Source organism: Rubellimicrobium mesophilum DSM 19309 (genome assembly GCF_000600335.2).
Lineage (GTDB): Bacteria > Pseudomonadota > Alphaproteobacteria > Rhodobacterales > Rhodobacteraceae > Rubellimicrobium > Rubellimicrobium mesophilum.
The window spans coordinates 91,373-114,066 of record NZ_KK088604.1 but is presented as its reverse complement, the minus strand read 5'-3'; the positions used below and the strand labels follow the sequence as shown (position 1 = coordinate 114,066).

Below are 22,694 nucleotides of genomic sequence, written 5' to 3'. Positions count from 1 at the left end.
ATCACGCGAGGTCGCGGATCTCCGGATGGCCACGCAGGAACGCCTCGATCGCCAGCGGCACGGCCTCGTCCGGCGCCTCGCGGCGGCGGCCGAGCAGGCGGTCCAGCACCGTCCGCCGCTTGTCGGTCAGCGCGTGCCCGGTCAGGACCCCGCCCGCGCCGGGCTCCAGCGCCACGGCGCAGAGGTGGAGGCCCTCCGGCCCCGTCGCCTCGAAGGCCCAGCCGAAGTCCTCGGGGTAGACCTCGCCGCAGGGCAGGCCCCAGGCGTCCAGATGCGCCCGCAGCGCCCCTGCCAGCCTCGCGCCCCCCAGGCCGTTGACGTGCCTGCGCCGGACCTCCTCCGGGTCGCGGAACCCCTCGGTCGTGAACTCCCAGTCCGCCATCGCCATCGCCCTCCCCCGGCCCAGCCTCCCGCAGGAACCGGACGAAACCATGGCGGCCGCGCCCCGGGTTTGGTTTTTCCGCGATCCGTGCCATGTGGCCCCAAAGAGACAAGGACGAGTCGATGACCGAAAGCCCCCTCACATCCGCCGCCCAGGACGCCGACGCCCTCGGCGCCGCGCAGCCCACCCGCGAGGTCACCGAGCCCGCCCCCCGGACCCATCCGATGCGCGACAGCGTGGTGGACACCCGGACCGCCGCCCAGATCCCGTCCACGCCGCAGACCCGCGCGCCGTCCTACCGCCTGGCCTTCATCGACGACGCGTTCCTCCTGCGCGAGGACCTGCGCCCCGTGCGGCTCCAGCTCGAGCTCCTCAAGCCCCAGCTCATGCTGGACGAGGCGGGGGTGGAGACGACCATCGTCCTCTTCGGCGGGGCCCGCATCCCCGACGCGGCCAACGCCCACAAGGCCACCACGCCGATGCTGGCCTCGCTCTCCCGCTTCTACGAGGAGGCGCGCCGCTTCGCCCAGCTCGCCACCGAGGCGTCGCTGGCCGAGACCCGGGGGCGGCGCGGCGTCATCGCCACCGGCGGCGGCCCCGGCGTGATGGAGGCCGGCAACCGCGGCGCCCAGGAGGCCGGGGGCCGCAGCGTCGGCCTCAACATCGTCCTCCCGCACGAGCAGGCGCCCAACGCCTACGTGACGCCGGACCTGTGCTTCAACTTCCACTACTTCGCGATCCGCAAGATGCACTTCCTCATGCGGGCCGAGGCCGTTTGCGTCTTCCCCGGCGGCTTCGGGACGCTGGACGAGATGTTCGAGGCGCTGACCCTGATCCAGACCGGCCGCATGGCCAAGGTCCCCTTCCTCCTCTTCGGCCGCGCCTACTGGGAGGAGGTCATCAACTGGCCCAAGCTCGCCGAGTCCGGCACGATCTCGCCCGAGGACCTCGACCTCTTCCGCTACGTCGAGACCGCCGAGGAGGCCCTGGAGGCGATCCGCACCTGGTCCGACAAGGGCCAGCGGCGCGAGGAGATCCCGGGACGCGTGGTGCCCAATGGCGCGCCCGCGCCCGGCCAGCCCGACCAGCCGGCCGACGGAAGCTAGGCGGGGCCGGGAGGCGGCTCGCCTCCGCGGGCAAGGCAGGGAACGGCGGGGCAGGGGCGCGACGGCCCCGCCCCGCGACGCCTCGTCAGGCCGTCACCGTCCGACCCATTCGCCGCCCGCCTGCGACGACCTCTGGCAGGCGTTGATGAACCACATCCCCTCCAGCCCCGAGTCGATGTTCGGGAGCAGCGCCCCGTCGTTCGTCCCGAGGATCAGGTCCGCCGCGTCCGTGTAGATCGTCGCGAAGGCCTCCAGATAGCCCTCGGGATGCCCCGGCGGGACGCGGGTGGACTGGCTCGACCCGCCGCCCAGGCCCGCGCCGCCGCGCGTCAGGATGCGCTTGGGCTCGCCCAGCGGCGCGAAGGTCATCACGTTGGGGTTCTCCTGCCCCCACTCGATGCCCGCCTTGGTCCCGTAGATGCGCAGCCGCAGCCCGTTCTCGTTCCCCGGCGCGACCTGCGACGCCCAGAGCATCCCCCGCGCCCCGCCCTGGAAGCGCAGCAGCACATGGGCGTTGTCGTCCACCAGCCGCCCGGCTCCGAAGCTCTGGAGATCGGCCAGCAGCGCCTCGGGCCTGAGTCCAGAGACGAAGCTGAGGAGGTTGAACGCATGGGTGCCGATGTCCCCCAGCGCCCCCGCCCCGGCCTGTGTCGGGTCCGTCCGCCACGCGGCCTGCTTGTTGCCGGTGGCCTCCACGCTCTCGGTCAGCCAGTCCTGCGCGTATTCGGCCTGCACGAGCCGGAGCTCCCCCAGGTCGCCTGCCGCGATCATCTCGCGCGCCTGCCGCATCAGCGGATAGCCCGTGTAGTTGTGCGTGAGCACGAACCGGGCCCTGGACGCCTTCACCGCGTCCGCGATCCGCTGCGCCTGCTCGGGCGCGGCGGCCAGCGGCTTGTCGCAGATGACGTGGATGCCCGCCTCCAGGAAGGCGATGGCCGGGTCCGCGTGCATATGATTCGGCGTCACGATGCTGACCGCGTCGATCCCGTCCTCGCGGCCCGCCTCGGCCCGCGCCATCTCGCGGAAGTCCGAATAGGCCCGGTCCGGCGCGATGCCGAGGTCGGCCCCGGAGGCCCGCGCCCTCTCGGGGTCCGAGGACAGCGCCCCCGCCACCAGCTCCCACCGATCGTCGATCCGGCTCGCGATGCGGTGGACGGCGCCGATGAAGGCCCCCCGTCCGCCGCCCACCATGCCCAGCCTCAGGCGTCGTTCTGCCATGTTCCTCACCCCCCTCAGAGCCCGAGCATCGCCCGGATCGTGGCTTGGTCCCGCTCCGCCCCGGCGAAGTCGTCGAAGGCCCGCTCGGCCCGGTCGATCAGGTGCGCGGCGATGAAGGGCGCCCCCTCGGCCGCGCCCTGCTCGGGCGACTTCAGCGCGCATTCCCACTCCAGCACCGCCCAGCCGTCGTAGCCGTGGGTCGTGAGCTTCGAGAAGATGCCGTTGAAGTCCACCTGCCCGTCGCCCAAGGACCGGAACCGTCCGGCCCTGTTGATCCAAGGCTGGTAGCCCGAATAGACGCCCTGCCGCCCGTCCGGGTTGAACTCCGCGTCCTTGACGTGGAACGACGTGATCCGCTCGTGGTAGATGTCGATGAAGGCGAGGTAGTCGAGCTGCTGGAGCAGGAAGTGGCTCGGGTCGTAGTTGATCGTCGCCGCGACGTGCCCGCCCACGGCGTCGAGGAACATCTCGAAGGTCGCCCCGTCGAACAGGTCCTCGCCCGGATGGATCTCGTAGCCGTAGGACACCCCGTTCTCGGCATAGACGTCGAGGATCGGGACCCAACGGCGCCCGAGCTCCGCGAAGGCCTCCTCGACCAGCCCCTCGGGCCGCTGCGGCCAGGGGTAGAGGTAGGGAAAGGCCAGCGACCCCGAGAAGCCCACATGGGCGTCGAGGCCGAGGCGCCGCGAGGCGACGGCGGCCTTCTTGACCTGCTCCACCGCCCACTCCTGCCGCCCCTTGGGGTTGCCGTGGAGGGACTTGGGCGCGAAGGCGTCGAAGGCGATGTCGTAGGCCGGGTTCACCGCCACGAGCTGCCCCTGGAGGTGCGTGGACAGCTCGGTGATCTCCACGCCCGCCTCGCGGCAGAGGCCCTGCACCTCGTCGCAGTAGTCCTGGCTCTCGGCCGCGCGGTCGAGGTCGAGGATGCGCGGGTCGATGGTGGGGACCTGCACGCCCCGGTAGCCCAGGCCCGCGGCCCACTCGGCCATGCCCTTCAGCGAGTTGAACGGCGCGGCGTCCCCGGCGAACTGCGCGAGGAAGATCCCCGGGCCCTTGATCTGGCTCGTCATGGTGTCGTGTCCTTGTTGTCGAAATCGTCGCGCGGCACCTCCAGGTCCTGGAGCGGAGGCGCCTCGGGCTCCCTTATGGCACGGATGACGGCGCGGGCCAGCACCGCGCCCACGCGGCCCACGTCCTCCTGCACGACCATGATCTCGTGCCGGAACAGGGTAAGGAACGGGATCGCCTCCTTGGCCACGAGGTCGATCTCGCGCCCGAGCCGCATTCCCTGCGATTCGATGGCCGCCACCGCGGCCATGGCCGAATTGGTGGAGCAGGCGATGAGCCCGTCGAACCCCAGGGGCAGCGCCCGCGCCACCGCCTCGCGCACCAGGGCCGAGGCGCTGTCGCTCGACACTCCCGCGAGGACCTGCGACTCGACGCCGGTCTCCTGGCCCGCGCGGGCGACTCCCGCCACGGTGTCCCGCGCGTAGTTCTGGTCGAGCGGCGGCGCGATCACCCCGATCCGCCTGCGCCCGGCGCGGGCGAGCCGCCGCACCGCGATCTCCCCGAAGGCGGCGTTGTCGAAGTCGGCCCAGGCGTGGCGCTCGGCCCAGTTGGTCCGCCCATGGGTGGCGAAGGGGAAGTGCCGCCCCAGGAGCCAGGCGACGCGCTGGTCCTCGGGCTGGGTCTGGTTGAAGATCACCGCGTCGGCGAGGCCCATCTCCACGATGTGCCGGATGGGCTTCATCGGGTCCTCGCCGGGGAAGAAGTAGCTGACGTTGAGGTGGAACGCCGTCCCCCGCAGCGCCCCGGCCAGCGAGGAGATCAGCCGCGCCGTGTTGTTCATCATGTCGTGCTCGGCCGACATGACGAGGCTGATGACCTGCGTGCGCCCCGTCCGCAGGCGCAGGCCCGCGCGGTTCGGGACATAGCCCAGCTCCTCGGCCACCTTGCGGACCAGCGCCTTGGTCTCGGGCCTGAGGTCCGGCGCGTCGTGGAGCGCGCGCGACACCGTCGCCACCGCGAGGCCCGTCAGCCCCGCGATGGTCTTGAGGGTCGGCTTTCCGGGGCGTTCCACGTCCGGGGAAGGCGCGGCCGCGACCCCGTCTCCCGCCGCGTTGCCCGGCGCGTCGCTCACGATTTTGCTCCTCCCGTCCGCGCCCGCGAAAGCCGCTTGCACGGCGCCGGTGATTCGTCTTAGCTCTAAATCGTTATAGGAAGCCAAAGGGCATCCGAACAGGGAGGAAAGCAACGTGAAACTGACCCACAGCCTGCTGGGGGCGACCGCGCTCTGCGCCATGACGGCGACCGCGGCCCATGCCGTCGATCTCGAGGTCACCCACTGGTGGACCTCGGGCGGCGAGGCCAACGCCGTCTCCAAGCTCGCCGACGCCTGGAACGCCACCGGCAACAAGTGGATCGACGGCGCCATCGCCGGGGGCGGCGACACCGCCCGCCCGATCATGATCTCGCGCATCCTGGGCGGCGACCCGATGGACGCCTTCCAGTTCAACCACGGCCGCCAGGCCGAGGAGCTGATCCAGGCCGGGCTCCTCCTCGACCTCACCGACGTCGCCGAGGCGAACCACTGGAAGGACATCGTGCAGCCCTCCTCGCTGCTCGACGCCTGCACCTACGAGGGCAAGATCTACTGCGCGCCCATCAACATCCACTCCTGGCAGTGGATGTGGCTGAACAACAAGGTCTACGAGGACCTGGGCCTTCCCGTCCCGACCAACTGGAACGAGTTCGTGGACACCGCCGACGAGGTGGCCGCCGCCGGCAAGATCCCGCTCGCCATGGGCGGCCAGCCCTGGCAGCAGGCGGGCGCCTTCAACGTGCTGGCCACCGCCATCGCCGGCCAGGACGCCTACCTCGCCGTGAACCGCGACAAGGACGAATCGGTCGCCGGCGGCCCCGAGTTCGCCAAGGTCTTCGAGGCCGCCGCCCAGGCGCGCGAGCTGTCGCAGGGCTCGAACGTGCAGGACTGGAACCAGGCCACCAACATGGTCATCACCGGCGATGCCGCCGCGCAGATCATGGGCGACTGGGCGCAGGGCGAGTTCGCGCTGGCCGGCAAGACGGCGGGCACGGACTACACCTGCCTCCCCGGCCTGGGCCTGAACGCGATCCTCGACGCCGGGGGCGACGCCTTCTACTTCCCGGCGCAGGACGATCCCGAGACCACCGCCGCCCAGAAGGAACTCGCCGCGCTGCTCCTCCAGCCCGAGACGCAGGTCGCCTTCAACGCCGCGAAGGGCTCGCTGCCCATCCGCGGCGACGTGGACATGGGCACCGTCAACGACTGCACCAAGAAGGGCCTCGAGCTCCTCGCCTCCGGCAACGTCATGCCGGCCGGAACCACCCTGCTGTCCCCTGACACGAACCAGCAGGTCAACGACCTCCTGACCGAGTTCTGGGCCTCCGACATGGCCCCGGCCGACGCGCAGGCGCGCTACGCCGAGATCATCGCCAGCGCGGACTGACCCGTCCGCACCGCCCGGCCGGGGCCTTCGCGCCCCGGCCGTCCGTCGCCACGGTCCAGGGAGGAGCCCATGGCCGTCACCCATCCCGCCGAGGTCGCCGCGCCCGACGCGGCCCGCGTACGCCGGCCCTCGCGGCTCCTGCGCAACATCCCCGCCAAGATCGCGTCGATCCCGATGGTGCTGATCGCCCTCGTGATCTTCGTGGGCTGCACCGCCTGGACGGTCTTCTACTCCTTCACCAAGTCCGGGATGCTGCCCCGCCTCCAGTTCGTGGGCCTCGACCAGTACGACCGGCTCTGGTCCACCCCCAAGTGGTGGACGTCGATCGAGAACCTCGCCATCTACGGCGTCCTGTCGATGATCCTGACGATGGCGCTGGGATTCTTCCTCGCCACCCTTCTCGACCGCAAGGTCCGGGGCGAGGACGTGTTCCGCACGATCTTCCTCTACCCCTTCGCCCTGTCCTTCATCGTCACCGGCCTCGCCTGGCAGTGGATCCTGAACCCGGAGTTCGGCATCCAGGCGGTGGTGCGCTCGTTGGGCTGGGAGGGCTTCTCCTTCGACCCGCTCCACAGCCGCGAGCTCGTCATCTATGGCATCCTGATCGCCGGCATCTGGCAGGGGACGGGCCTCGTGATGTGCATCATGCTCGCGGGACTGCGCGGCATCGACGAGGACATCTGGAAGGCCGCCCGCGTGGACGGCATCCCCACCTGGAAGACCTACACCCATGTCGTCATCCCGATGATGCGGCCGGTCTTCGTCACCACCCTGGTGCTGGTCGCCTCGGGCGTCATCAAGCTCTACGACCTCGTGAAGGCCCAGACGGACGGGGGCCCCGGCGGCGCCTCGGAGGTGCCCGCGAAATACGTGATGGATTCGATGTTCGGCGCCCAGAACCTCGGCCAGGGCTTCGCCGCATCGACCATGATGCTGCTCTCGGTGGTGATCATCCTGATCCCCTGGGCCTATCTCGAATTCGGAGGGAAGAAGCGTGGCTGAACCGGCGACCCTCGGCACCGTCGCGGCGGTCGACGCCATCAAGGAGCGGACCGGCGGCGTGGGCTACCTCGAAGGCCCGCGCGGAGGACGGCCGCGCCGCGTCCTGACGGCCCACAACGTCGTCCTCTACGGGACGCTCCTGGTCATCGCGGCCTACTTCCTGCTGCCCCTCTGGGTCATGCTCGTGACCTCGTTCAAGACCATGGACGAGATCCGGCAGGGCAACATCTTCGCCCCGCCGACCGAATTCACGATCTTCCCCTGGATCAAGGCCTGGGCGCAGGCCTGCACCGGCATCAACTGCGACGGCCTCTCGCGCGGGTTCTGGAACTCGGTCTACATCCTCGTCCCTTCGGTGGTGGTGTCGATCGCGGTGGCCAGCGTCTCGGGCTACACGCTGGCCAACTGGCGCTTCAAGGGCTCCGAGGCGATCTTCACGATCCTCATCCTCGGCGCCTTCATCCCCTACCAGGTGATGATCTACCCGATCGCGATCCTGCTCGGGAAGGTCGGCCTCTTCGGGTCGCTCTGGGGCCTCGTGGTCGTCCACACGATCTTCGGGATGCCGCTCAACGTTCTGCTGTTCCGCAACTACTTCTCCTCGGTGCCCGAGGAGCTGTTCAAGGCGGCGCGGGTCGACGGCGCGGGCTTCTGGGGCATCTTCTTCCGCATCATGCTGCCCATGTCGCTGCCGATCTTCGTGGTCTCCATGATCATCCAGATCACCGGCATCTGGAACGACTTCCTCTTCGGCGTGATCTACACCTCGAACGAGCGCTACCCGATGACGGTGCAGCTCAACAACATCGTCAACTCGGTTCAGGGCACCAAGGAATACAACGTCAACATGGCCGCGACCCTGCTCACCGGCCTCGTCCCCCTCGCCGTCTACTTCGCCAGCGGAAAACTCTTCGTGCGCGGCATCGCCGCGGGCGCCGTGAAAGGCTGATCCCCCATGCTCGCTCCCAACACCTCGGTCTCGATCCGGGACCTGACCCTGCAGTTCGGCGCCGTGCAGGTGCTCCAGACCCTGAACCTCGACATCCGCGACGGCGAGTTCCTGGTGCTCCTGGGCTCCTCCGGCTGCGGCAAGTCCACGCTGCTGAACTGCATCGCCGGCCTCCTGGAGCCCACGGACGGCCAGATCTTCATCAAGGGCCGGAACGTCACCTGGCTCGAGCCCTCCGAGCGCGGCATCGGCATGGTGTTCCAGTCCTACGCGCTCTACCCGCAGATGACCGTGCGCGGGAACCTGAGCTTCGGCCTCAGGAACGCCCGCGTGCCCAAGGCCGAGATCGAGAGTCGCGTCGCCCGTGCCGCCAAGGTCCTGCAGATCGAGCCGCTCCTCGACCGCAAGCCCGCCGCCCTCTCGGGCGGGCAGCGGCAGCGCGTCGCCATCGGCCGGGCGCTGGTGCGCGACGTGGACGTGTTCCTCTTCGACGAGCCCTTGTCGAACCTCGACGCCAAGCTGCGCGCCGACCTGCGGGTGGAGCTGAAGCGCCTCCACCACAGCCTCGACAACACCATGATCTACGTCACCCACGACCAGGTGGAGGCCATGACGCTGGCCGACCGCATCGCCATCATGCGGAACGGCAGGATCATGCAGCTCGGCACGCCCGACGAGATCTACAACCGGCCGCAGAACCGCTACGTGGCCGACTTCATCGGCAGCCCGTCCATGAACTTCGTCGAGGGGCACCTGGAGCGGGGCACGTTCCACGGCGCCGACCTGCAACTCGCGCTCGACGGCTACCGTTTCGGCGCGCCGCAGGTGGCGGACCGCCCCGCCATCATCGGCATCCGGCCCGAGCACGTGGCGACGGGCCCGCTGGTCGACTCCGCGCCCATCCGAGGCGAGGTGACGGCCGAGCTGGTGGAGCCCATGGGGTCCGACACGCTGGTCTGGGCGCAGCTCGCCGGCAAGCCCTTCCGCATCCGCATGGACGGGCAGGCGCGCGTCAGCCCCGGCGACCGACTCCCCATCGGCATCGATCCTGCTAAGGCTTCGCTATTCGACGCCAAGACGGAAGAACGTTTGTGAATACCCCGATATCGGCGATCCAGGACCTTGCCGGGCCCTGGTCGCTCACCGACGCGACAGGAGAGCACTCCTGCCTCATGCGCGTGCCCGGCGACGGCATCACCGCCCTGCACGAGGCGCACCAGATCCCCGAGCCCTACTGGGGCCGCAACGAAGTCCGCCTCCGCTGGATCGCGGAGCGGGACTGGACGATCCGCCGGCAGTTCGACCTGGCGGACCCGGAGGTCGTCCTGGTCATCGACGGTCTCGACACGGTGGCGACCGTCCGGGTCAACGGCACCGAGGTGCTGCGCGCCGCCAACGCCTTCCGCACCTGGCGGGTGGACCTGTCCGGGGTGGCGCGGCGCGGCGCCAACACCGTGGAGATCGCCTTCCATTCCGCGCCGAAGGAGGCCGCGCGCCTCGCCGCCGAGCAGCCCTTCCCGGTCCCCTACATCCACCAGAACAACCCGATCCCACATGGCAACATGCTCCGCAAGGTGGCCTGCGACTGGGGCTGGGACTGGAACATCGCCCTCTGTCCCTTCGGGATCACCGGCGGCATCTGGCTGGAGGAGGCGGACGCCCCCCGGATCGAGAGGCTGGCCGTCGCGCAGGAGCATGAGGACGGCCGCGTCGCCCTGACCGTCACGGCCTGGGCCGAGAACGCCGAGGGCGCGCCCTTCCGCATCACCTTCGCCGGGCAGGCGGCCGAGGGGGTGCTCGAGGACGGCGGCGTCTCCGTCATCTTCGACGTGGAGAACCCGCAGCTCTGGTGGCCGGCGGGCCTCGGGCCGCAGACCCTCTACGACCTCGAGGTCCGCATCGGCGACGACGTGGCCCGCCGCCGCATCGGACTGAGGAAGATGGAGCTGGTGAGCGAGCCCGACGCCGCCGGCCGGTCCTTCGGAATCCGGGTGAATGGCCGCCCCGTCTTCGCGCGCGGCGCCAACTGGATTCCCACGGACGCCCTGTCCGGCCGGATCACCGAGGAGGCCACGCGCGACCTCCTGCAGTCCGCCGCGGGAGCCCACATGAACATGATCCGCGTCTGGGGTGGCGGCCGCTACGAGCCGGATTCGTTCTACGACGCCTGCGACGAGCTGGGCCTGATGGTCTGGCAGGACTTCATGTTCTCCTGCAACCTCTACTCCTCGACGCCCGGGTTCCTGGCCGAGGTGGACGCCGAGGTGCGCGAGAACGTCGCCCGGATGCACCATCACGCCTGCCTCGCGCTCTGGTGCGGCGACAACGAGCTCATCGGCGCGCTGACCTGGTTCCCGGAGTCGCGCAACGACCGCGACCGCTACCTCGCCAGCTACGACCGCCTGAACCGCACCATCGAGACGGCGCTGCGCGAGACCGACCCCGCCGCCAACTGGTGGCCTTCCTCGCCCTCGGCAGGTCCGCTGGACTTCCGCGACGCCTGGCACGTCGACGGCACCGGCGACATGCACTTCTGGTCCGTCTGGCACGAGGGCAAGCCCTTCGACCACTATCGCGACGTGTCCCCGCGCTTCTGCTCCGAGTTCGGGTTCCAGTCCTATCCATCCATGGACGTGATCCGCACCTTCGCGGGCCCCGAGGACTGGAACATCGCCTCGCCGGTCCTCGAATCGCACCAGCGCAACGCCTCGCAGGACGGCGGGCCGGACGGCAACGCCCGGATCGCGGCGACGATGTTCCGCTATTTCCGCTGGCCGGAGAGGTTCGAGGACTTCGTCTGGCTGTCCCAGGTCCAGCAGGGCATGGCGATCAAGACCGCCGTGACCCACTGGCGCTCGCTCAAGCCGCATTGCCAGGGCACGCTCTACTGGCAGCTCAACGACACCTGGCCGGTCTGCTCGTGGTCCTCGCTCGACTACGGCGGCGGCTGGAAGGTGCTGCACCACATGGCGCGGGACTTCTTCCGCCCGGTGCTGGTGACCGCCGTGCCCGGTCCCGAGGGGATCGCCCTCGTCGGCGTCAACGACACCCTTGCCCCCGTCGAGATCACCGTCACCGCCTACGCCACCGCCCTGAACGGCGCCGCGCGCGAGATCGGGCGCGGGCAGGGAACCGTGGGCGAGGGGGCCGAGCGCCTCCTCCTCGTTGCCCCCGACGCGCTGGGCGAGCAGGAGGTCCTGACCTTCGGCTGGGAGGCATCGGACGGCTCGCGGGCCGGCGACGTCTTCGCGCCCAGGCCCTGGAAGGCCTACGACCTTCCGGACCCGCAGCTCGCCCATCAGGTCACGCGCGACGGCGACCGCTGGGTCCTCTCCGTCAACGCCCGCGCCATGGCCTTCTTCGTCACCGCCGAGGCCGACCTGCCCGGTCGCTGGGACCGCAACGCGATCCATCTCGGGCCCGGCCGCACCGCGCGCCTGACCTTCACGCCCCAATCCCCGGGCCGCGAGCCGCGCTTCGCGCTCCGCGACCTCCACTCGGCCACCACCGGCCGACAAGACCAGAGGACAGCATGACCATCATCGCCTACCAGCTCTACTGCTCGCGGAACTTCCCGCCGGTCGAGGACACGCTCTCCATGCTGGCCCAGGCGGGCTACAAGGCGGTGGAGGGCTACGGCGGCCTCTACGGAGACCTCGACGGCCTCAAGGCCGGCCTCGACAAGAACGGCCTCACCATGCCCTCGGGCCACTTCGGCCTCGACATGGTCGAGGGCGACCCGAGCCGCACGCTGGAGGTGGCGCGCACCCTCGGCGTCCAGAAGGTCATCGTCCCCTGGGTCGCGCCCGAGCTGCGCGGCACCGATCTCGAATCCTGGCGCGCCTTCGCGCAGCGGCTCGCGTCGGCGCTGAAGCCCATCCGCGACGCGGGCCACGCCGTCGGTTGGCACAACCACGACTGGGACTTCGCGGACCTGGGCGGCACCACGCCCATGGACCTGATCGTGGAGGCCGGCCTGAACCTCGAGCTCGACCTGGGCTGGGTCAAGCGCGCGGGCCTCGACCCCGTCGACACGCTCCGCCGCTTCAAGGGCAAGGTCGTGGCCGTCCACGTCAAGGACATCGCGCCCCAGGGCCAGAACGCTCAGGAGGACGGCTGGGCCGACGTGGGCACCGGCATCCAGGACTGGGCGGCGATCAAGAAGGAGCTCGACGCCCAGGGCATCGACCACTTCGTGATCGAGCACGACAACCCCTCGGACCACGCCCGCTTCGCGCGCCGCTCGCTCGAAGCCGTCCAGGCCTGGTGAAGGAAGGCAGACCCAACATGGCAAAGCTCGGCGTCGGCATCATCGGATGCGGCAACATCTCCTCGGCCTATCTCAAGATCGCGCCGTCCTTCCGGAACCTCGAGGTCCGGGCGGTCGCGGACATGAACATGGACAACGCGCGCCTGCGCGCCTCCGAGTTCAACGTCCGCGCCGAGACGGTGGACGAGATCCTGGCAGACCCCGAGGTGGACGTGATCGTGAACCTCACGGTCCCGGCCGCCCACTATGACGTGTCCCGCCGCATCCTTGAGGCGGGCAAGCACGCCTACTCCGAAAAGCCCCTCGTCCTGTCCCTCGAGGAAGGCGAGCGGCTGCAGGAACTGGCGGCGCGGAAGAACCTCCGCGTGGGCTCCGCGCCCGACACCTTCCTCGGAGGCAGCCACCAGCAGGCGCGGGCAGCCATCGACGAGGGGCGCGTGGGCAAGGTCCTCGGCGGCACGGCGCACGTCATGGGCCACGGCATGGAGAAGTGGCACCCCAACCCGGACTTCTTCTTCGCCCCGGGCGGCGGGCCGGTCCTCGACATGGGCCCCTACTACATCACCAACCTCGTCCAGCTCATCGGGCCGGTGAAGTCGGTGGCGGCCATGGCCAAGGCGGGCCTCCCGACCCGGACCATCCAGAACGGCCCCCGGAACGGCGAGGTGCTGCAGGTCACCACGCCGACCGACATCCACGCGATCCTGGAGTTCGTGAACGGGGCCACGGTGACGCTGGGTGCCTCCTGGGACGTGTGGAAGAACCGCCACGCGAACATGGAGCTCTACGGCGAGGAGGCCTCGCTCTTCGTGCCGGACCCGAACTTCTTCGGCGGCACCGTCGAGGTCGGGGGCGAGGGCGACATCGAGGCCCTGCTGGGCAGCGAGCATCCCTTCGGGCAGGCCAACTTCACCACCGGCGACGGCCGCCACCTCGCCAACTACCGGGGCGCGGGCCTCGCCGACATGGCGCAGGCGGTCGAGCAGGGGCGCAAGCACCGCTGCGACATCGACCTTGCCGTGCACGTGGTGGACGTGATGACCGGCATCCTCCGCTCGGGGCAGGAACGGCGCTTCGTGGACATGACCACCACCTGCGAGCGTCCCGCCGCCCTCTCGGCCGAGGACGCCCGCGCGCTCCTGGCCTGAGCCCCACCGGGCCGGGGGCATCGTCCCCGGCCCATCACCCTCGGAGGCTCCGATGAGCGACACCCGGACCGGAGGCTGCCAGTGCGGCGCCGTGCGCTACGCCTTCGAGGGCGCGCCCGAGAACGTCCATCTCTGCCATTGCCGGATGTGCCAGAAGGCCGTGGGCGGCCCCTTCGCGGCGATCTGCCCGGTCCCGAAATCCGCCTTCCGCGTCACGCGGGGCGAGATCGCGTGGTTCGCCAGTTCCGACGTGGCACGGCGCGGCTTCTGCCGCGATTGCGGGACGCCGCTGATCTTCGACTACCCGCATGACCCCGGCATCGGCGTCCTGGCCGGGACGCTCGACCGCCCCGACCTCGCGCCACCGGTGATCCAGTACGGGACCGAGACCCGCGTTCCCTGGTTCGACCGCCTGCCCGACCTGCCGGGCCAGCCCATCGACGAGAACGACCCCGACGGCGTCATCCAGCGGGTCCGGGCCAGCAACCACCAGCACCCGGACCACGACACGACCGCTTGGCCGCCGCGCTGAAGCCCCGTCAGGCGGCCTTGGTCGCCACCTTGGCCTGCAGCGCCTTCCACTCCGCCCCGAGCCGGGCCAGCACCGCGCGGCGCGGGTCGCCCTCGGGCAGGTCGGCGGGCTTGGTCTCGCCCAGCTCCGCCTGCATCTCTCCTAGCCGCTGCGCGAGCGCAAGGCGGCGCATCGCCTGGCCCGCCTGCGTTCCCGGCGGGATCACGGCGGTCAGGCGCGGCGAATCCGGCAGGATCGCGCCCCCAGTGGCCTCGGCGGTCGCGGCGAAGCTCACGACGCCGGGCAGGAAGACGTAGGCCGACAGGTTCCGGGCGGCGTTCGCCAGTTCCACGATCTGCAGCTCGGTCGCCATCAGGATCGTGTAGGAGCCCTGCGCGTTCAGCACGGCGAACTTGTCGAGCGGCAGTCGGCCGACCGGCACGCCCACGACGCGGCCGAGCGCCTGGACCACCGGCCCGAAGTCCTTGGCGCCCACGGCATGAAGGAACCGCTCCGCCATCTTGGCGGTCGGGCCCTCGGCCTTGACCGGCCCGGCGCCGTTCGTCCCCGGCTTCTGGACGTGGATGAGGATGCCCGTCGGCAGGGGGATCGCATTGTTGGCGGCGGTCTGCGCCAGATAGCGGCCCTTGCCCTCGTCCTTGCTCCAGGACCAGACGGGACGAAGCACGCCGCGCGCGACCACGGGGTCGGCCAGCAGCGCCGTCCGCAGCGCTCCGTCCACCGGCTTCACGTCGAAGGCGATCTTGTTGAGCGTGATCTGCATGGCATCCTCCCTGGTCGCGCCGCTTCTAGCGGAGGGGAGGGCGCCCTGCTACCCCCTCAGGCCGGGGGCAGCCCCGCTTCCGCCGCGACCTGCGCCCGCGACCTCCGCGCCCGCTCGGTCGCGGACTTGAGCTGGCCACAGGCCGCCATGATGTCCTCGCCCCTCGGCGTCCGGATCGGCGAGGCGTAGCCCGCCTTGTAGATGATGTCCGCGAAGGCCCGGATGCGGTTGTTCGAGCTGCGCTTGTAGGGCGCGCCTGGCCATTCGTTGAAGGGGATCAGGTTGATCTTGGCCGGGATGCCCTCGATGAGCCTGACCAGCCGCCGCGCGTCCTCGTCCGAGTCGTTGACGCCGTCGAGCATCACGTATTCGAAGGTGATCCGCTCGGAGTTCGAGAGGTTCGGATACTCCCGCAGCGCATCGAGCAGCGCCGCGATGTTCCACTTCTTGTTGATCGGCACGAGCACGTCCCGCACCTCGTCTGTCGTCGCGTGGAACGACACGGCGAGTTGGCAGCCGATCTCCATGGCCGTGCGCGCGATCTCGGGCACGACGCCCGAGGTGGACAGCGTGATCCGCCGGCGGGAGATCTGGAGCCCCTCGGCGTCCATGGCGATCTTCATCGCATCGCGCACGGAGTCGAAGTTGTAGAGCGGCTCGCCCATTCCCATCAGCACGATGTTGGACAGGAGCCGCGTCTCGTCCTTGGGCGCGCCCGGCACCGGCCATTCCCCCAGGTCGTCGCGGGCGAGCAGCACCTGCCCGACGATCTCCCCGGCGGTGAGGTTGCGGACCAGCTTCTGCGTCCCCGTGTGGCAGAAGGAGCAGGTCAGCGTGCAGCCCACCTGCGAGGAGACGCAGAGCGTGCCCCGGTCCTCCTCGGGGATGTAGACGATCTCGACCTCGTGCCCGCCGGCGATGCGGACGAGGTACTTGCGGGTGCCGTCCGACGACACCTGCTTCGAGACGATCTCGGGCAGCTCGATGACGAAGTGCCGCGCCAGCAGCGCCCGGTAGTCCTTGGCGAGGTTGGTCATCCCCGCGAAGTCGCGAACGCCCCAGTGGTAGACCCACTGCCAGACCTGGTTGACCCGCATCTTCGCCTGCCTCTCGGGCGTGCCGGCGGCGACGAAGGCCTCGCGCATCTGGTCCCGCGTCAGGCCGACGAGGTTCACCGGCCCCTCCGGCACCTTGCGCGGAATGGTATGGACGTCCTGCGTGATCGGAGCGGTGATCGTCATGGCAGCCTCGGAAGGGGAGGTCCCGCACATAGCAACGAAAAGGCCGGCTTCCAAGGGAAACCGGCCCGAAACGCCTGCGACCCAGGGGCGCGTCAGCTCGTGCAGCGCGTCTTGGCCTGATCGACCGCCGAGGTGAAGCCCAGGAGCGAGAAGGTGTCGCGCGTGACGGTGCCGCGCCCGGACTGCCCCGTGAGGACCGCCTCGGAGCCGCTCTGGAGCGCCGCGGCGATGCGGGCGTCCTCCTCGGGCGAGGCAGGCCAGGCCCATTCGCCTTCGGTGAACATCGTGAACTGGGTGCCACCCACGTCCAGCGTCACGGTCGAGTTGTCGGCGAAGGGGTAACCGCCAGTGAAGGTCACCTGGCCGTTCACGCCCTCGGAGGGACGGAAGAAGACGAAGAGGAGCGTCTCGCCGCGCGTCACGTCCACCGGCTGGCCGTCCCGGGTGTTCTCCGACGACTTCGGCGCGGAGACCGCGAAGCATTCGGTCGGGTCGGTCTCCTGGAACACGCTCCAGTCGGTGTCGGCCGCGACGCGGTTCGTCGACTGCTCCTGGGCGATCGCGCCTTGGGCGAACAGCGCGACGCAGGCGCAAAGCGCCAGCCGCGGCAGGGTCATGGTCATGGGTTGGCCTCCACGGTCCGTAGGTCTGGTTTCTCCACCCCCTGCTCGGGGCCAGCCGGATGCGCTCGGGGCATCTTTGCGGCTGGCAGGGGCGTCCTTGAAGCGCTACGCGCATAGCAGAAAGGTCGCCGGATGGACAACCCCATCCGTGCACCTCGCGCGCGAATCCGCCGAAGGGGAAATAACATGGGCACGGCCGTCGAGTTTGTCGAGCTTTGGCGTGGAGATATTCTGGAGTCGGTGCATTTCGGCCACGCTGTCGTCTGCAACGGGGCAGGCGAGGCCGTGATGGCCTGGGGCGACCCCGACCTGATCACCTATCCCCGCTCCTCGGCCAAGATGATCCAGGCACTCCCGCTGGTCGAATCGGGCGCGGCCGACATGGTCCGCCTAGGGGAGGAGCAGCTCGCCCTCGCCTGCGCCTCGCACCGCGGGGCGGCCATGCACACGACCCGGGTCGCGGCCTGGCTCCAGGGCCTTGGCCTGGGCGAGGGCGACCTCCGCTGCGGCTCCCATATGCCCTCGGACCGCGAGGCGGCCGAGTCGCTGGTCCGCGCGGCCGAGAGGCCCTGCCAGATCCACAACAACTGCTCGGGCAAGCACGCGGGCTTCCTGACCCTGACCCGGCACCTCGGCGCCGGCCCCGAATACGTGGAGATCGACCATCCCGTGCAGCGGGCCGCGCGCGCCGCCTTCGAGGAGACGTCGGGCGAGACCAGCGCCGGCTGGGGGGTGGACGGCTGCTCGGCCCCGAACTTCGCGGCCTCCCTCACGGGGATCGCCCGCGCCATGGCCTCCTTTGCGACCGCCGGCTCGCGCGGCGGCGCCCGGGCCGAGGCCCAGCGACGCCTCGTCGCGGCCATGGTCGCGCATCCCGAGCTCGTCTCGGGTGAGGGCGCGGCCTGCGCCGCGCTGATGCGGGCCTGCGGCGGCCGTGCCGCCGTCAAGACAGGGGCCGAGGGCGTCTATGTCGGCATCCTCCCCGACCTCGGCCTCGGCGTCGCGCTCAAGATCGCCGACGGGGCGACCAGGGCCTCCGAGGCGGTGATCGCGGCGCTCCTCGTGCGGCTCGGCGTGCTGGAGGCCGGCCATCCCGTCGCGCAGCGCCTGTCCTCGGGCGAGCAGCGCAACTGGCGGGGGATCCCGACCGGACGCATCGTCACGAGGCTGTGACGGCGGATCCGCGCCGGGATTAACCCGATGTTAATGTCTCTGGGGCAGATTGGACGAAAGCAGACCCGAGACACGACAGATGATCCCAGCCACCGGCGCGGTGCGGGAGCTGGCCGGCTCCATCGCCCTCATGGCCCTCCTCGCGGTGGCCTACGGGGCCGTCGTGAGGGCGGGGCACTCCCTGGTGCGGGTGCGGGTCCTCCTGGGCTTCCTGTTCGGGGGCGCGGCCATCCTGGCGATGCTGGACCGGATTCCGATCGAGGAGGGGATCTTCGTCGATCTGCGCCAACTCCCCGTGGCCCTGGCCGGGGGGTTCCTGGGCTGGCAGGGGGCCGCCGTGGCCACGGCCCTGCCCTTCGCCGTGCGCATCGGAACGGGCGGGGCAGGGATGCCGGCGGGCGCGGCCAGCATCCTGATCTCCGGGTTCGCGGGGCTCCTCTGGCACCATCGGACGCGCGGGGCGCCCCGGCGCGGCCCCCTCGCGATGCTGGGCCTCGCGCTGCTGAGCTCGACCTATCCCGCCGCTTGGGTGCTCCTGCCCGCTCCGATCGTCCGCGACCTCCTGGCCGTCACCCTGCCCCTGATGCTGCCCCTGCATGTCCTGGGCGTCCTCGTCGTGGGTTCCCTGATCGAGAGGGAGCGTGCCCTTCACGCGAGGGAGCAGCTCCTTCGGCGCGACGCCGACCAGGACGCCCTGACGGGGCTCCTCAACCGCCGGGGCTTCGAGCGGGCGATCGCCCGCCTTCCCCTGCACGGGGCGGGGGCTCTCCTTCTCCTCGACCTCGACCACTTCAAGCGCATCAACGACCTTCATGGCCACCCGGCGGGCGACGCGGTGCTGCGCGCGACCGGCCGGCGCCTCCGTGCTGTGCTGGGGCGGGCAGATCTCCTCGCCCGGCTCGGCGGAGAGGAGTTCGCCGTCTTCCTGCCCGACCGCACCGCAGCGGAGGCGCAGGACATGGCCCGGCGCCTCCTCATGGCCGTTCGCGCCGTCCCCTTCGCCTTGCCGGGCGGCGGCCACGTTAGGGTCACCACGAGCGTGGGCGGCACCTTGGGCCGCCCCGCCTCGCTCGACCTCCTGATCACGCAAGCCGATGCGGCGCTTTACGCCGCCAAGCGGGCCGGCCGCGACCGCTGCCGCTTTGCGACCGGTCCGCTCGACCTGACCGATGGCCCCGCCTTCGTCCCCACCTGCGCGGATTGCTCGCTGCGCGACGCCTGCTGCGGCGGGTCGGATCGTCCGCCGGGGGCTCCCTGCTGGCCATTGGAGCGGCCGGCGGCCTGATCGGTGCCCCACAGGACGGGGATCCCGGGCCTGTTGCCCCGTTCCTGCGACGGGCTGGCCCCGGAACGCCTCGCGCGGCCGAGCTTGCCGAGTTGCATCCGGCCCCGCCCTTCGCCATATCGAGCCATCGACCCTGCGGGAGAGAGCGCCCATGAACTACCTCGAGTTCGAGAAACCCCTGGCCGAGATCGAGGGCAAGGCCGAGGAACTGCGCGCGCTGGCCCGCGCCAACCCCGGCATGGACGTGGAGAAGGAGGCCCAGGGCCTCGACCGCAAGGCCCAGGACATGCTGGGCCAGCTCTACGGCAACCTCAATGCCTGGCAGAAGGCGCTGGTCGCCCGCCATCCCGACCGGCCGCATTGCAAGGACTACATCGACGGGCTGCTGACCGACTACACGCCGCTCGCGGGCGACCGCAACTTCGCGGACGACCATGCGGTGATGGGCGGCCTCGCCCGGCTCGGCGCCCAGCCCATCGTGGTGATCGGCCACGAGAAGGGCAACGACACCCGATCCCGCATCCATCACAACTTCGGCATGGCCCGGCCCGAGGGCTACCGCAAGGCGATCCGCCTCATGGAGCTCGCCAACCGCTTCCAGCTCCCCATCCTGACGCTCGTGGACACGCCCGGTGCCTATCCCGGCAAGGGCGCCGAGGAGCGCGGCCAAGCCGAGGCCATCGCCCGCTCCACCGAGACCTGCCTCGAGGTGGAGGTGCCGCTCGTCAGCGTCGTCATCGGCGAGGGCGGCTCGGGGGGCGCCGTGGCCTTCGCCACCGCCAACCGCGTCCTGATGCTCGAGCATTCGATCTACTCGGTGATCTCGCCCGAGGGCTGCGCCTCGATCCTCTGGAAGGACGCCGAGAAGATGCGCGAGGCGGCCGACGCCCTGCGGCTCACCGCGCAGGACCTCGACCGGCTGGGCGTCATCGACCGCATCATCCGCGAGCCCATGGGCGGCGCGCACCGCGATCCCCATGCCACGATCCAGGCCGTGGGCGAGGCCGTGCTGGGTGCCCTCGCCGAGCTGACCGGCCGTCCCGGGCGAGAACTGCGCGACTCGCGTCGGCGCAAGTTCCTCGGCATGGGCTCCAAGGGCCTCGCGGCCTAAGCGCCGAACCCCGCCTCGGCCATGAGCCGGTCCGAGGCGGGCTCCACCTCGGCCTCCAGCCTCTTCAGGAACTCGGAGGACGACAGGCCTGGCGGAATCGGCGGCAGGAACTCCACCACCGCGCGGCCGGGCCGAAGCGCGTTCCCCGACCTGGGCCAGAAGAGCCCCACGTTGCAGGCCACCGGAACGCAGGGCTGCCCGAGCTCGCCGTAGAGCGCGGCGGCCCCGGCCTTGTAGGACGCCCTGACTCCAGGGGCCACGCGCGTGCCCTGCGGATAGATGATGAGCTGCCCCGGGTCGGCCCGCCCCGCCGCCACGTCCGCCACCATCTTCCGGATCGCCTGCCCGCGCTTGCCCCGATCCACCGGCACGCAGCCGATGCGGAGCGCGTATTGGCCCAGGATCGGCGTCCAGAGCAGCTCCTTCTTCATGATGAAGCGCCCGCGTGGCACCGCGCCGTAGATCAGGATGATGTCGAGGAAGCTCTGGTGCTTGGCGGCGATCAGCACCTCGCCCGTGGGAGGCGTGCCGCGCACCTCGCTCTCGATCCCCACCACGGCGCGGGCGGCCCAGCGGACGAAGCGGCACCAGGCGTGGCAGGCCGCGACCGCGCCGTTCCGGTCCAGGAGCGCCCAAGGCAGGTAGGCCAGGGCATAGACCGGCATGGCGCCGTAGATCAGGGTCTTGAACAGGGCGGCCCGAAGGGGGCGTGCGGGTCTCATGGCTGTGCCCTCAGGGTGCGGAGCGCCGCCGAACGCGTCGAGACGTAGGCGGTGAGCGCCGCGAACGGAGGGATGAGGAGCGGCAGCAGCCAGCCCCAGCCCTGGAAGCCCAGCCCCGTCAGGAACCCGCCCGCCGTCTCCGATGTTGGCAGGAGCATCACGGCGAGGAGCCCCGCGAGCGTCCCCGCCGCCGCGCCCCAGGCCGCCCGGAGGGTGAAGCGCCGCACGAAGGCGCGGGCGATGTAGATGTCCCGGGCGCCGATCAGCCGCAGCACCCGGATCACCTGCGCGTTCGCCGCCAGCGCCGCCTGCGCGGCGAGGGTTATCATCGTCGCCGTGGAGCCCGCGATCAGCAGCATCGCCACCATCCCCATGGTCCGGAGCCGTCCTGCGGCCTGCACCAGCGGCTCCCGCCAGCGCGTATGGTCGTCGAGCACCGCGCCCGGCAGCTCGGCCTCGAGCCTCGCGGTCAGGCCTGCGGCATCGAAGGTCCCGTCGTCCGTCAGCGTGACCGCCACGAGCTGCGGGACGGGGAGCGATTCGACCGGGATGTCGGGACCCAGCCAGGGTTCGAGCAGGGCACGGTTCTCGTCGGGCGTGAGGGCGCGGGCCTCGGCGACTCCGGGCGTCTGCTGCAGGATGCGCAGCGCGGTCCCGGTCTGCGTCGCCTGATCGCCGTCCAAGGCGGGCAGGCGCAGGGTCGCGGTCTGCGCCAGCTCCTCGCCCCAGCGGGCCGCGAGCCGGTCGGTGGCGAGCGAGAGGGCCAGCGCGAAGACGGCGAGGAACCCCATGGCGCCAGCGGTGAAGAGCGTGAGCGACGCGGTGAAGCCGGAGGGCGGCACCGCCCGATCCGCGAGCGGATCGCCGCGCAGGAACCCCAGGACGCGCGGCGCCTGTCGCGCGAGGAGCGCGGGCACACCCGCGAGGGCCGCCAGCGCGGCGGCGAGAGGGGCGGGCAGCGGCCTCACAGGTCTGCCCCCGCCGCCTGGAGGCGCCCGTCCCGCAGCCGCAGGATCCGTGCTCCGACCTGCTGCTTGGCCGCGCGGATGAGGTTGAGGTCGTGCGTCGCGATCAGCACCGCCTTGCCCATCCGGTTCAGCTCCACCAGCAGCGTGAGGAGCCGCTGCGACATCTCCCAGTCGAGGTTGCCCGTGGGCTCGTCGGCGAGGATCACCTCGGGCGAGGTGATGACGGCCCGCGCGAGCGCCGCCCTCTGCCGCTCGCCGCCCGACAGCTCGGGCGGGAGCTGCCCCGCCTGCGACGCGAGTCCCACCCAGGCCAGCAGCTCACGCAGGTTGCCGTGCCCCTCGGCCAGTCGCCCGGCGACGGTGAGCGGAAGGAGGATGTTCTCGGCCACGGGAAGGTGGTCGAGGAACTGCGTCTCCTGATGGACCACGCCGATCCGCCGCCGGGCCATCGCCACCGCGTCGCGATCCATGGCCCGCGCGTCCTGGCCCCAGAGCGTCACCCGCCCCTCGGGCGCCCGCAGCTCGGCGTAGCAGAGCTTGAGGAGCGTCGTCTTGCCGGCCCCGGACGGGCCGGTCAGGAAATGGAAGGACCCGGGCGCGAGCGACATCGACAGGCCGGAGAAGAGCCTCCGCCCGCCATAGCCGTAGCCGACCCCCTGGAACTCGATCACCGGACCCCCTCGCGCTCGCGCGCTCCTTCTGCCGCAGGAGGC

22 protein-coding genes are annotated in these 22,694 nt (G+C 70.8%); 12 read left to right on the top strand and 10 right to left on the bottom strand.

Translation table 11 applies throughout. The features are described 5' to 3' along the window. Position 1 precedes the first annotated feature (1 nt). On the bottom strand, positions 2–382 hold the full coding sequence (locus tag RUMESO_RS18935; RefSeq protein ID WP_169791204.1) for a hypothetical protein: 381 nt from the start codon (positions 380–382) through the stop codon (positions 2–4). 224 nt (positions 383–606) lie between these two features. Here RUMESO_RS18935 and RUMESO_RS18930 point away from each other — a divergent pair, with 224 nt between their 5' ends. Beyond that, entirely contained in the window at positions 607–1,488 is an 882-nt protein-coding gene (locus RUMESO_RS18930; protein WP_051521498.1) for an LOG family protein, read from the top strand. 93 nt (positions 1,489–1,581) lie between these two features. On the opposite strand, the gene RUMESO_RS18925 is transcribed toward RUMESO_RS18930, so the two are convergent. From RUMESO_RS18925 to RUMESO_RS18915, 3 genes are read right to left on the bottom strand one after another with little or no spacing between them, the layout of a single operon-like run. After that, on the bottom strand, positions 1,582–2,706 hold the full coding sequence (locus RUMESO_RS18925) for a Gfo/Idh/MocA family protein (RefSeq protein ID WP_037282363.1): 1,125 nt from the start codon (positions 2,704–2,706) through the stop codon (positions 1,582–1,584). A 14-nt stretch (positions 2,707–2,720) separates the two neighbouring features. Then, positions 2,721–3,776, bottom strand: a complete 1,056-nt coding sequence (locus RUMESO_RS18920; protein ID WP_037282360.1) for a sugar phosphate isomerase/epimerase family protein — start codon at positions 3,774–3,776, stop codon at positions 2,721–2,723. Then, a complete protein-coding gene (locus RUMESO_RS18915) occupies positions 3,773–4,846 on the bottom strand; it encodes a LacI family transcriptional regulator (protein ID WP_245639339.1) in 1,074 nt (357 codons plus the stop codon). Before RUMESO_RS18915 ends, RUMESO_RS18920 begins: the two co-directional genes overlap by 4 nt. Before the next feature lie 115 nt (positions 4,847–4,961). On the opposite strand from RUMESO_RS18915, the gene RUMESO_RS18910 reads away from it, so the two are divergent. The 8 genes from RUMESO_RS18910 to RUMESO_RS18875 all read left to right on the top strand — a co-directional run bounded on the left by RUMESO_RS18910 (position 4,962) and on the right by RUMESO_RS18875 (position 14,095). After that, entirely contained in the window at positions 4,962–6,194 is a 1,233-nt protein-coding gene (locus RUMESO_RS18910; RefSeq protein WP_037282358.1) for an ABC transporter substrate-binding protein, read from the top strand. 69 nt (positions 6,195–6,263) lie between these two features. After that, positions 6,264–7,196: a carbohydrate ABC transporter permease gene (locus tag RUMESO_RS18905; RefSeq protein WP_051521492.1), complete on the top strand. Its 933-nt coding sequence runs from the start codon at positions 6,264–6,266 to the stop codon at positions 7,194–7,196. Positions 7,197–7,233: 37 nt separating this feature from the next. Next, complete coding sequence (locus RUMESO_RS18900; RefSeq protein ID WP_211262931.1) at positions 7,234–8,145, top strand: carbohydrate ABC transporter permease; 912 nt, start codon at positions 7,234–7,236, stop codon at positions 8,143–8,145. A gap of 6 nt (positions 8,146–8,151) precedes the next feature. Beyond that, positions 8,152–9,240, top strand: coding sequence for an ABC transporter ATP-binding protein (locus RUMESO_RS18895; protein WP_037282354.1), 1,089 nt, complete (start codon positions 8,152–8,154; stop codon positions 9,238–9,240). Continuing rightward, complete coding sequence (locus tag RUMESO_RS18890) at positions 9,237–11,681, top strand: beta-mannosidase (protein WP_037282352.1); 2,445 nt, start codon at positions 9,237–9,239, stop codon at positions 11,679–11,681. The genes RUMESO_RS18895 and RUMESO_RS18890 overlap by 4 nt, the downstream gene beginning before the upstream one ends. Beyond that, positions 11,678–12,415, top strand: a complete 738-nt coding sequence (locus RUMESO_RS18885) for a sugar phosphate isomerase/epimerase family protein (RefSeq protein ID WP_037282350.1) — start codon at positions 11,678–11,680, stop codon at positions 12,413–12,415. Before RUMESO_RS18890 ends, RUMESO_RS18885 begins: the two co-directional genes overlap by 4 nt. Positions 12,416–12,432: 17 nt before the next feature. Further along, a complete protein-coding gene (locus RUMESO_RS18880; protein ID WP_037282348.1) occupies positions 12,433–13,563 on the top strand; it encodes a Gfo/Idh/MocA family protein in 1,131 nt (376 codons plus the stop codon). A gap of 52 nt (positions 13,564–13,615) precedes the next feature. Continuing rightward, positions 13,616–14,095, top strand: a complete 480-nt coding sequence (locus RUMESO_RS18875; RefSeq protein WP_037282345.1) for a GFA family protein — start codon at positions 13,616–13,618, stop codon at positions 14,093–14,095. 7 nt (positions 14,096–14,102) lie between these two features. On the opposite strand, the gene RUMESO_RS18870 is transcribed toward RUMESO_RS18875, so the two are convergent. The 3 genes from RUMESO_RS18870 to RUMESO_RS18860 form a co-directional block, all read right to left on the bottom strand. Beyond that, positions 14,103–14,858 carry a hypothetical protein gene (locus tag RUMESO_RS18870; protein ID WP_037282342.1) on the bottom strand — a complete coding sequence of 252 codons (756 nt, stop codon included), beginning with the start codon at positions 14,856–14,858 and terminating at the stop codon, positions 14,103–14,105. Positions 14,859–14,914: 56 nt separating this feature from the next. Then, the gene (gene rlmN, locus RUMESO_RS18865) at positions 14,915–16,099 is read right to left on the bottom strand and encodes a dual-specificity RNA methyltransferase RlmN (protein ID WP_037282339.1); all 1,185 of its coding nucleotides are present in this window, start codon (positions 16,097–16,099) and stop codon (positions 14,915–14,917) included. A gap of 92 nt (positions 16,100–16,191) precedes the next feature. Next, complete coding sequence (locus RUMESO_RS18860; protein WP_211262929.1) at positions 16,192–16,722, bottom strand: invasion associated locus B family protein; 531 nt, start codon at positions 16,720–16,722, stop codon at positions 16,192–16,194. Between the two features lie 186 nt (positions 16,723–16,908). Here RUMESO_RS18860 and RUMESO_RS18855 point away from each other — a divergent pair, with 186 nt between their 5' ends. From RUMESO_RS18855 to RUMESO_RS18845, 3 genes are all read left to right on the top strand, one after another. Then, positions 16,909–17,895 (top strand): asparaginase, encoded by a 987-nt coding sequence (locus RUMESO_RS18855; protein ID WP_037282338.1) that lies wholly within the window; start codon positions 16,909–16,911, stop codon positions 17,893–17,895. Positions 17,896–17,974: 79 nt separating this feature from the next. After that, a complete protein-coding gene (locus RUMESO_RS18850; RefSeq protein ID WP_051521491.1) occupies positions 17,975–19,180 on the top strand; it encodes a GGDEF domain-containing protein in 1,206 nt (401 codons plus the stop codon). 151 nt (positions 19,181–19,331) lie between these two features. Next, on the top strand, positions 19,332–20,291 hold the full coding sequence (locus tag RUMESO_RS18845) for an acetyl-CoA carboxylase carboxyltransferase subunit alpha (RefSeq protein WP_037282335.1): 960 nt from the start codon (positions 19,332–19,334) through the stop codon (positions 20,289–20,291). On the opposite strand, the gene RUMESO_RS18840 is transcribed toward RUMESO_RS18845, so the two are convergent. The 3 genes from RUMESO_RS18840 to RUMESO_RS18830 are packed head-to-tail and all read right to left on the bottom strand — an operon-like array spanning position 20,288 to position 22,652. Continuing rightward, positions 20,288–21,013, bottom strand: coding sequence for a lysophospholipid acyltransferase family protein (locus RUMESO_RS18840; RefSeq protein ID WP_037282333.1), 726 nt, complete (start codon positions 21,011–21,013; stop codon positions 20,288–20,290). The genes RUMESO_RS18845 and RUMESO_RS18840 overlap by 4 nt on opposite strands. Beyond that, entirely contained in the window at positions 21,010–21,930 is a 921-nt protein-coding gene (locus RUMESO_RS18835; RefSeq protein ID WP_037282493.1) for a cell division protein FtsX, read from the bottom strand. The genes RUMESO_RS18840 and RUMESO_RS18835 overlap by 4 nt, the downstream gene beginning before the upstream one ends. 47 nt (positions 21,931–21,977) lie before the next feature. Then, the gene (locus RUMESO_RS18830; protein WP_037282330.1) at positions 21,978–22,652 is read right to left on the bottom strand and encodes a cell division ATP-binding protein FtsE; all 675 of its coding nucleotides are present in this window, start codon (positions 22,650–22,652) and stop codon (positions 21,978–21,980) included. Between the last annotated feature and the right edge of the window lie 42 nt (positions 22,653–22,694).

Bases quoted from the DNA above. Each gene is read 5' to 3' on its own strand.
- RUMESO_RS18935 (WP_169791204.1), bottom strand. From the start codon at position 382: ATGGCGGACTGGGAGTTCACGACCGAGGGGTTCCGCGACCCGGAGGAG.
- RUMESO_RS18930 (WP_051521498.1), top strand. From the start codon at position 607: ATGCGCGACAGCGTGGTGGACACCCGGACCGCCGCCCAGATCCCGTCC.
- RUMESO_RS18925 (WP_037282363.1), bottom strand. From the start codon at position 2,706: ATGGCAGAACGACGCCTGAGGCTGGGCATGGTGGGCGGCGGACGGGGG.
- RUMESO_RS18920 (WP_037282360.1), bottom strand. From the start codon at position 3,776: ATGACGAGCCAGATCAAGGGCCCGGGGATCTTCCTCGCGCAGTTCGCC.
- RUMESO_RS18905 (WP_051521492.1), top strand. From the start codon at position 6,264: ATGGCCGTCACCCATCCCGCCGAGGTCGCCGCGCCCGACGCGGCCCGC.
- RUMESO_RS18895 (WP_037282354.1), top strand. From the start codon at position 8,152: ATGCTCGCTCCCAACACCTCGGTCTCGATCCGGGACCTGACCCTGCAG.
- RUMESO_RS18885 (WP_037282350.1), top strand. From the start codon at position 11,678: ATGACCATCATCGCCTACCAGCTCTACTGCTCGCGGAACTTCCCGCCG.
- RUMESO_RS18880 (WP_037282348.1), top strand. From the start codon at position 12,433: ATGGCAAAGCTCGGCGTCGGCATCATCGGATGCGGCAACATCTCCTCG.
- RUMESO_RS18875 (WP_037282345.1), top strand. From the start codon at position 13,616: ATGAGCGACACCCGGACCGGAGGCTGCCAGTGCGGCGCCGTGCGCTAC.
- RUMESO_RS18870 (WP_037282342.1), bottom strand. From the start codon at position 14,858: ATGCAGATCACGCTCAACAAGATCGCCTTCGACGTGAAGCCGGTGGAC.
- rlmN (WP_037282339.1), bottom strand. From the start codon at position 16,099: ATGACGATCACCGCTCCGATCACGCAGGACGTCCATACCATTCCGCGC.
- RUMESO_RS18860 (WP_211262929.1), bottom strand. From the start codon at position 16,722: ATGACCATGACCCTGCCGCGGCTGGCGCTTTGCGCCTGCGTCGCGCTG.
- RUMESO_RS18855 (WP_037282338.1), top strand. From the start codon at position 16,909: ATGGGCACGGCCGTCGAGTTTGTCGAGCTTTGGCGTGGAGATATTCTG.
- RUMESO_RS18850 (WP_051521491.1), top strand. From the start codon at position 17,975: ATGATCCCAGCCACCGGCGCGGTGCGGGAGCTGGCCGGCTCCATCGCC.
- RUMESO_RS18845 (WP_037282335.1), top strand. From the start codon at position 19,332: ATGAACTACCTCGAGTTCGAGAAACCCCTGGCCGAGATCGAGGGCAAG.
- RUMESO_RS18840 (WP_037282333.1), bottom strand. From the start codon at position 21,013: ATGAGACCCGCACGCCCCCTTCGGGCCGCCCTGTTCAAGACCCTGATC.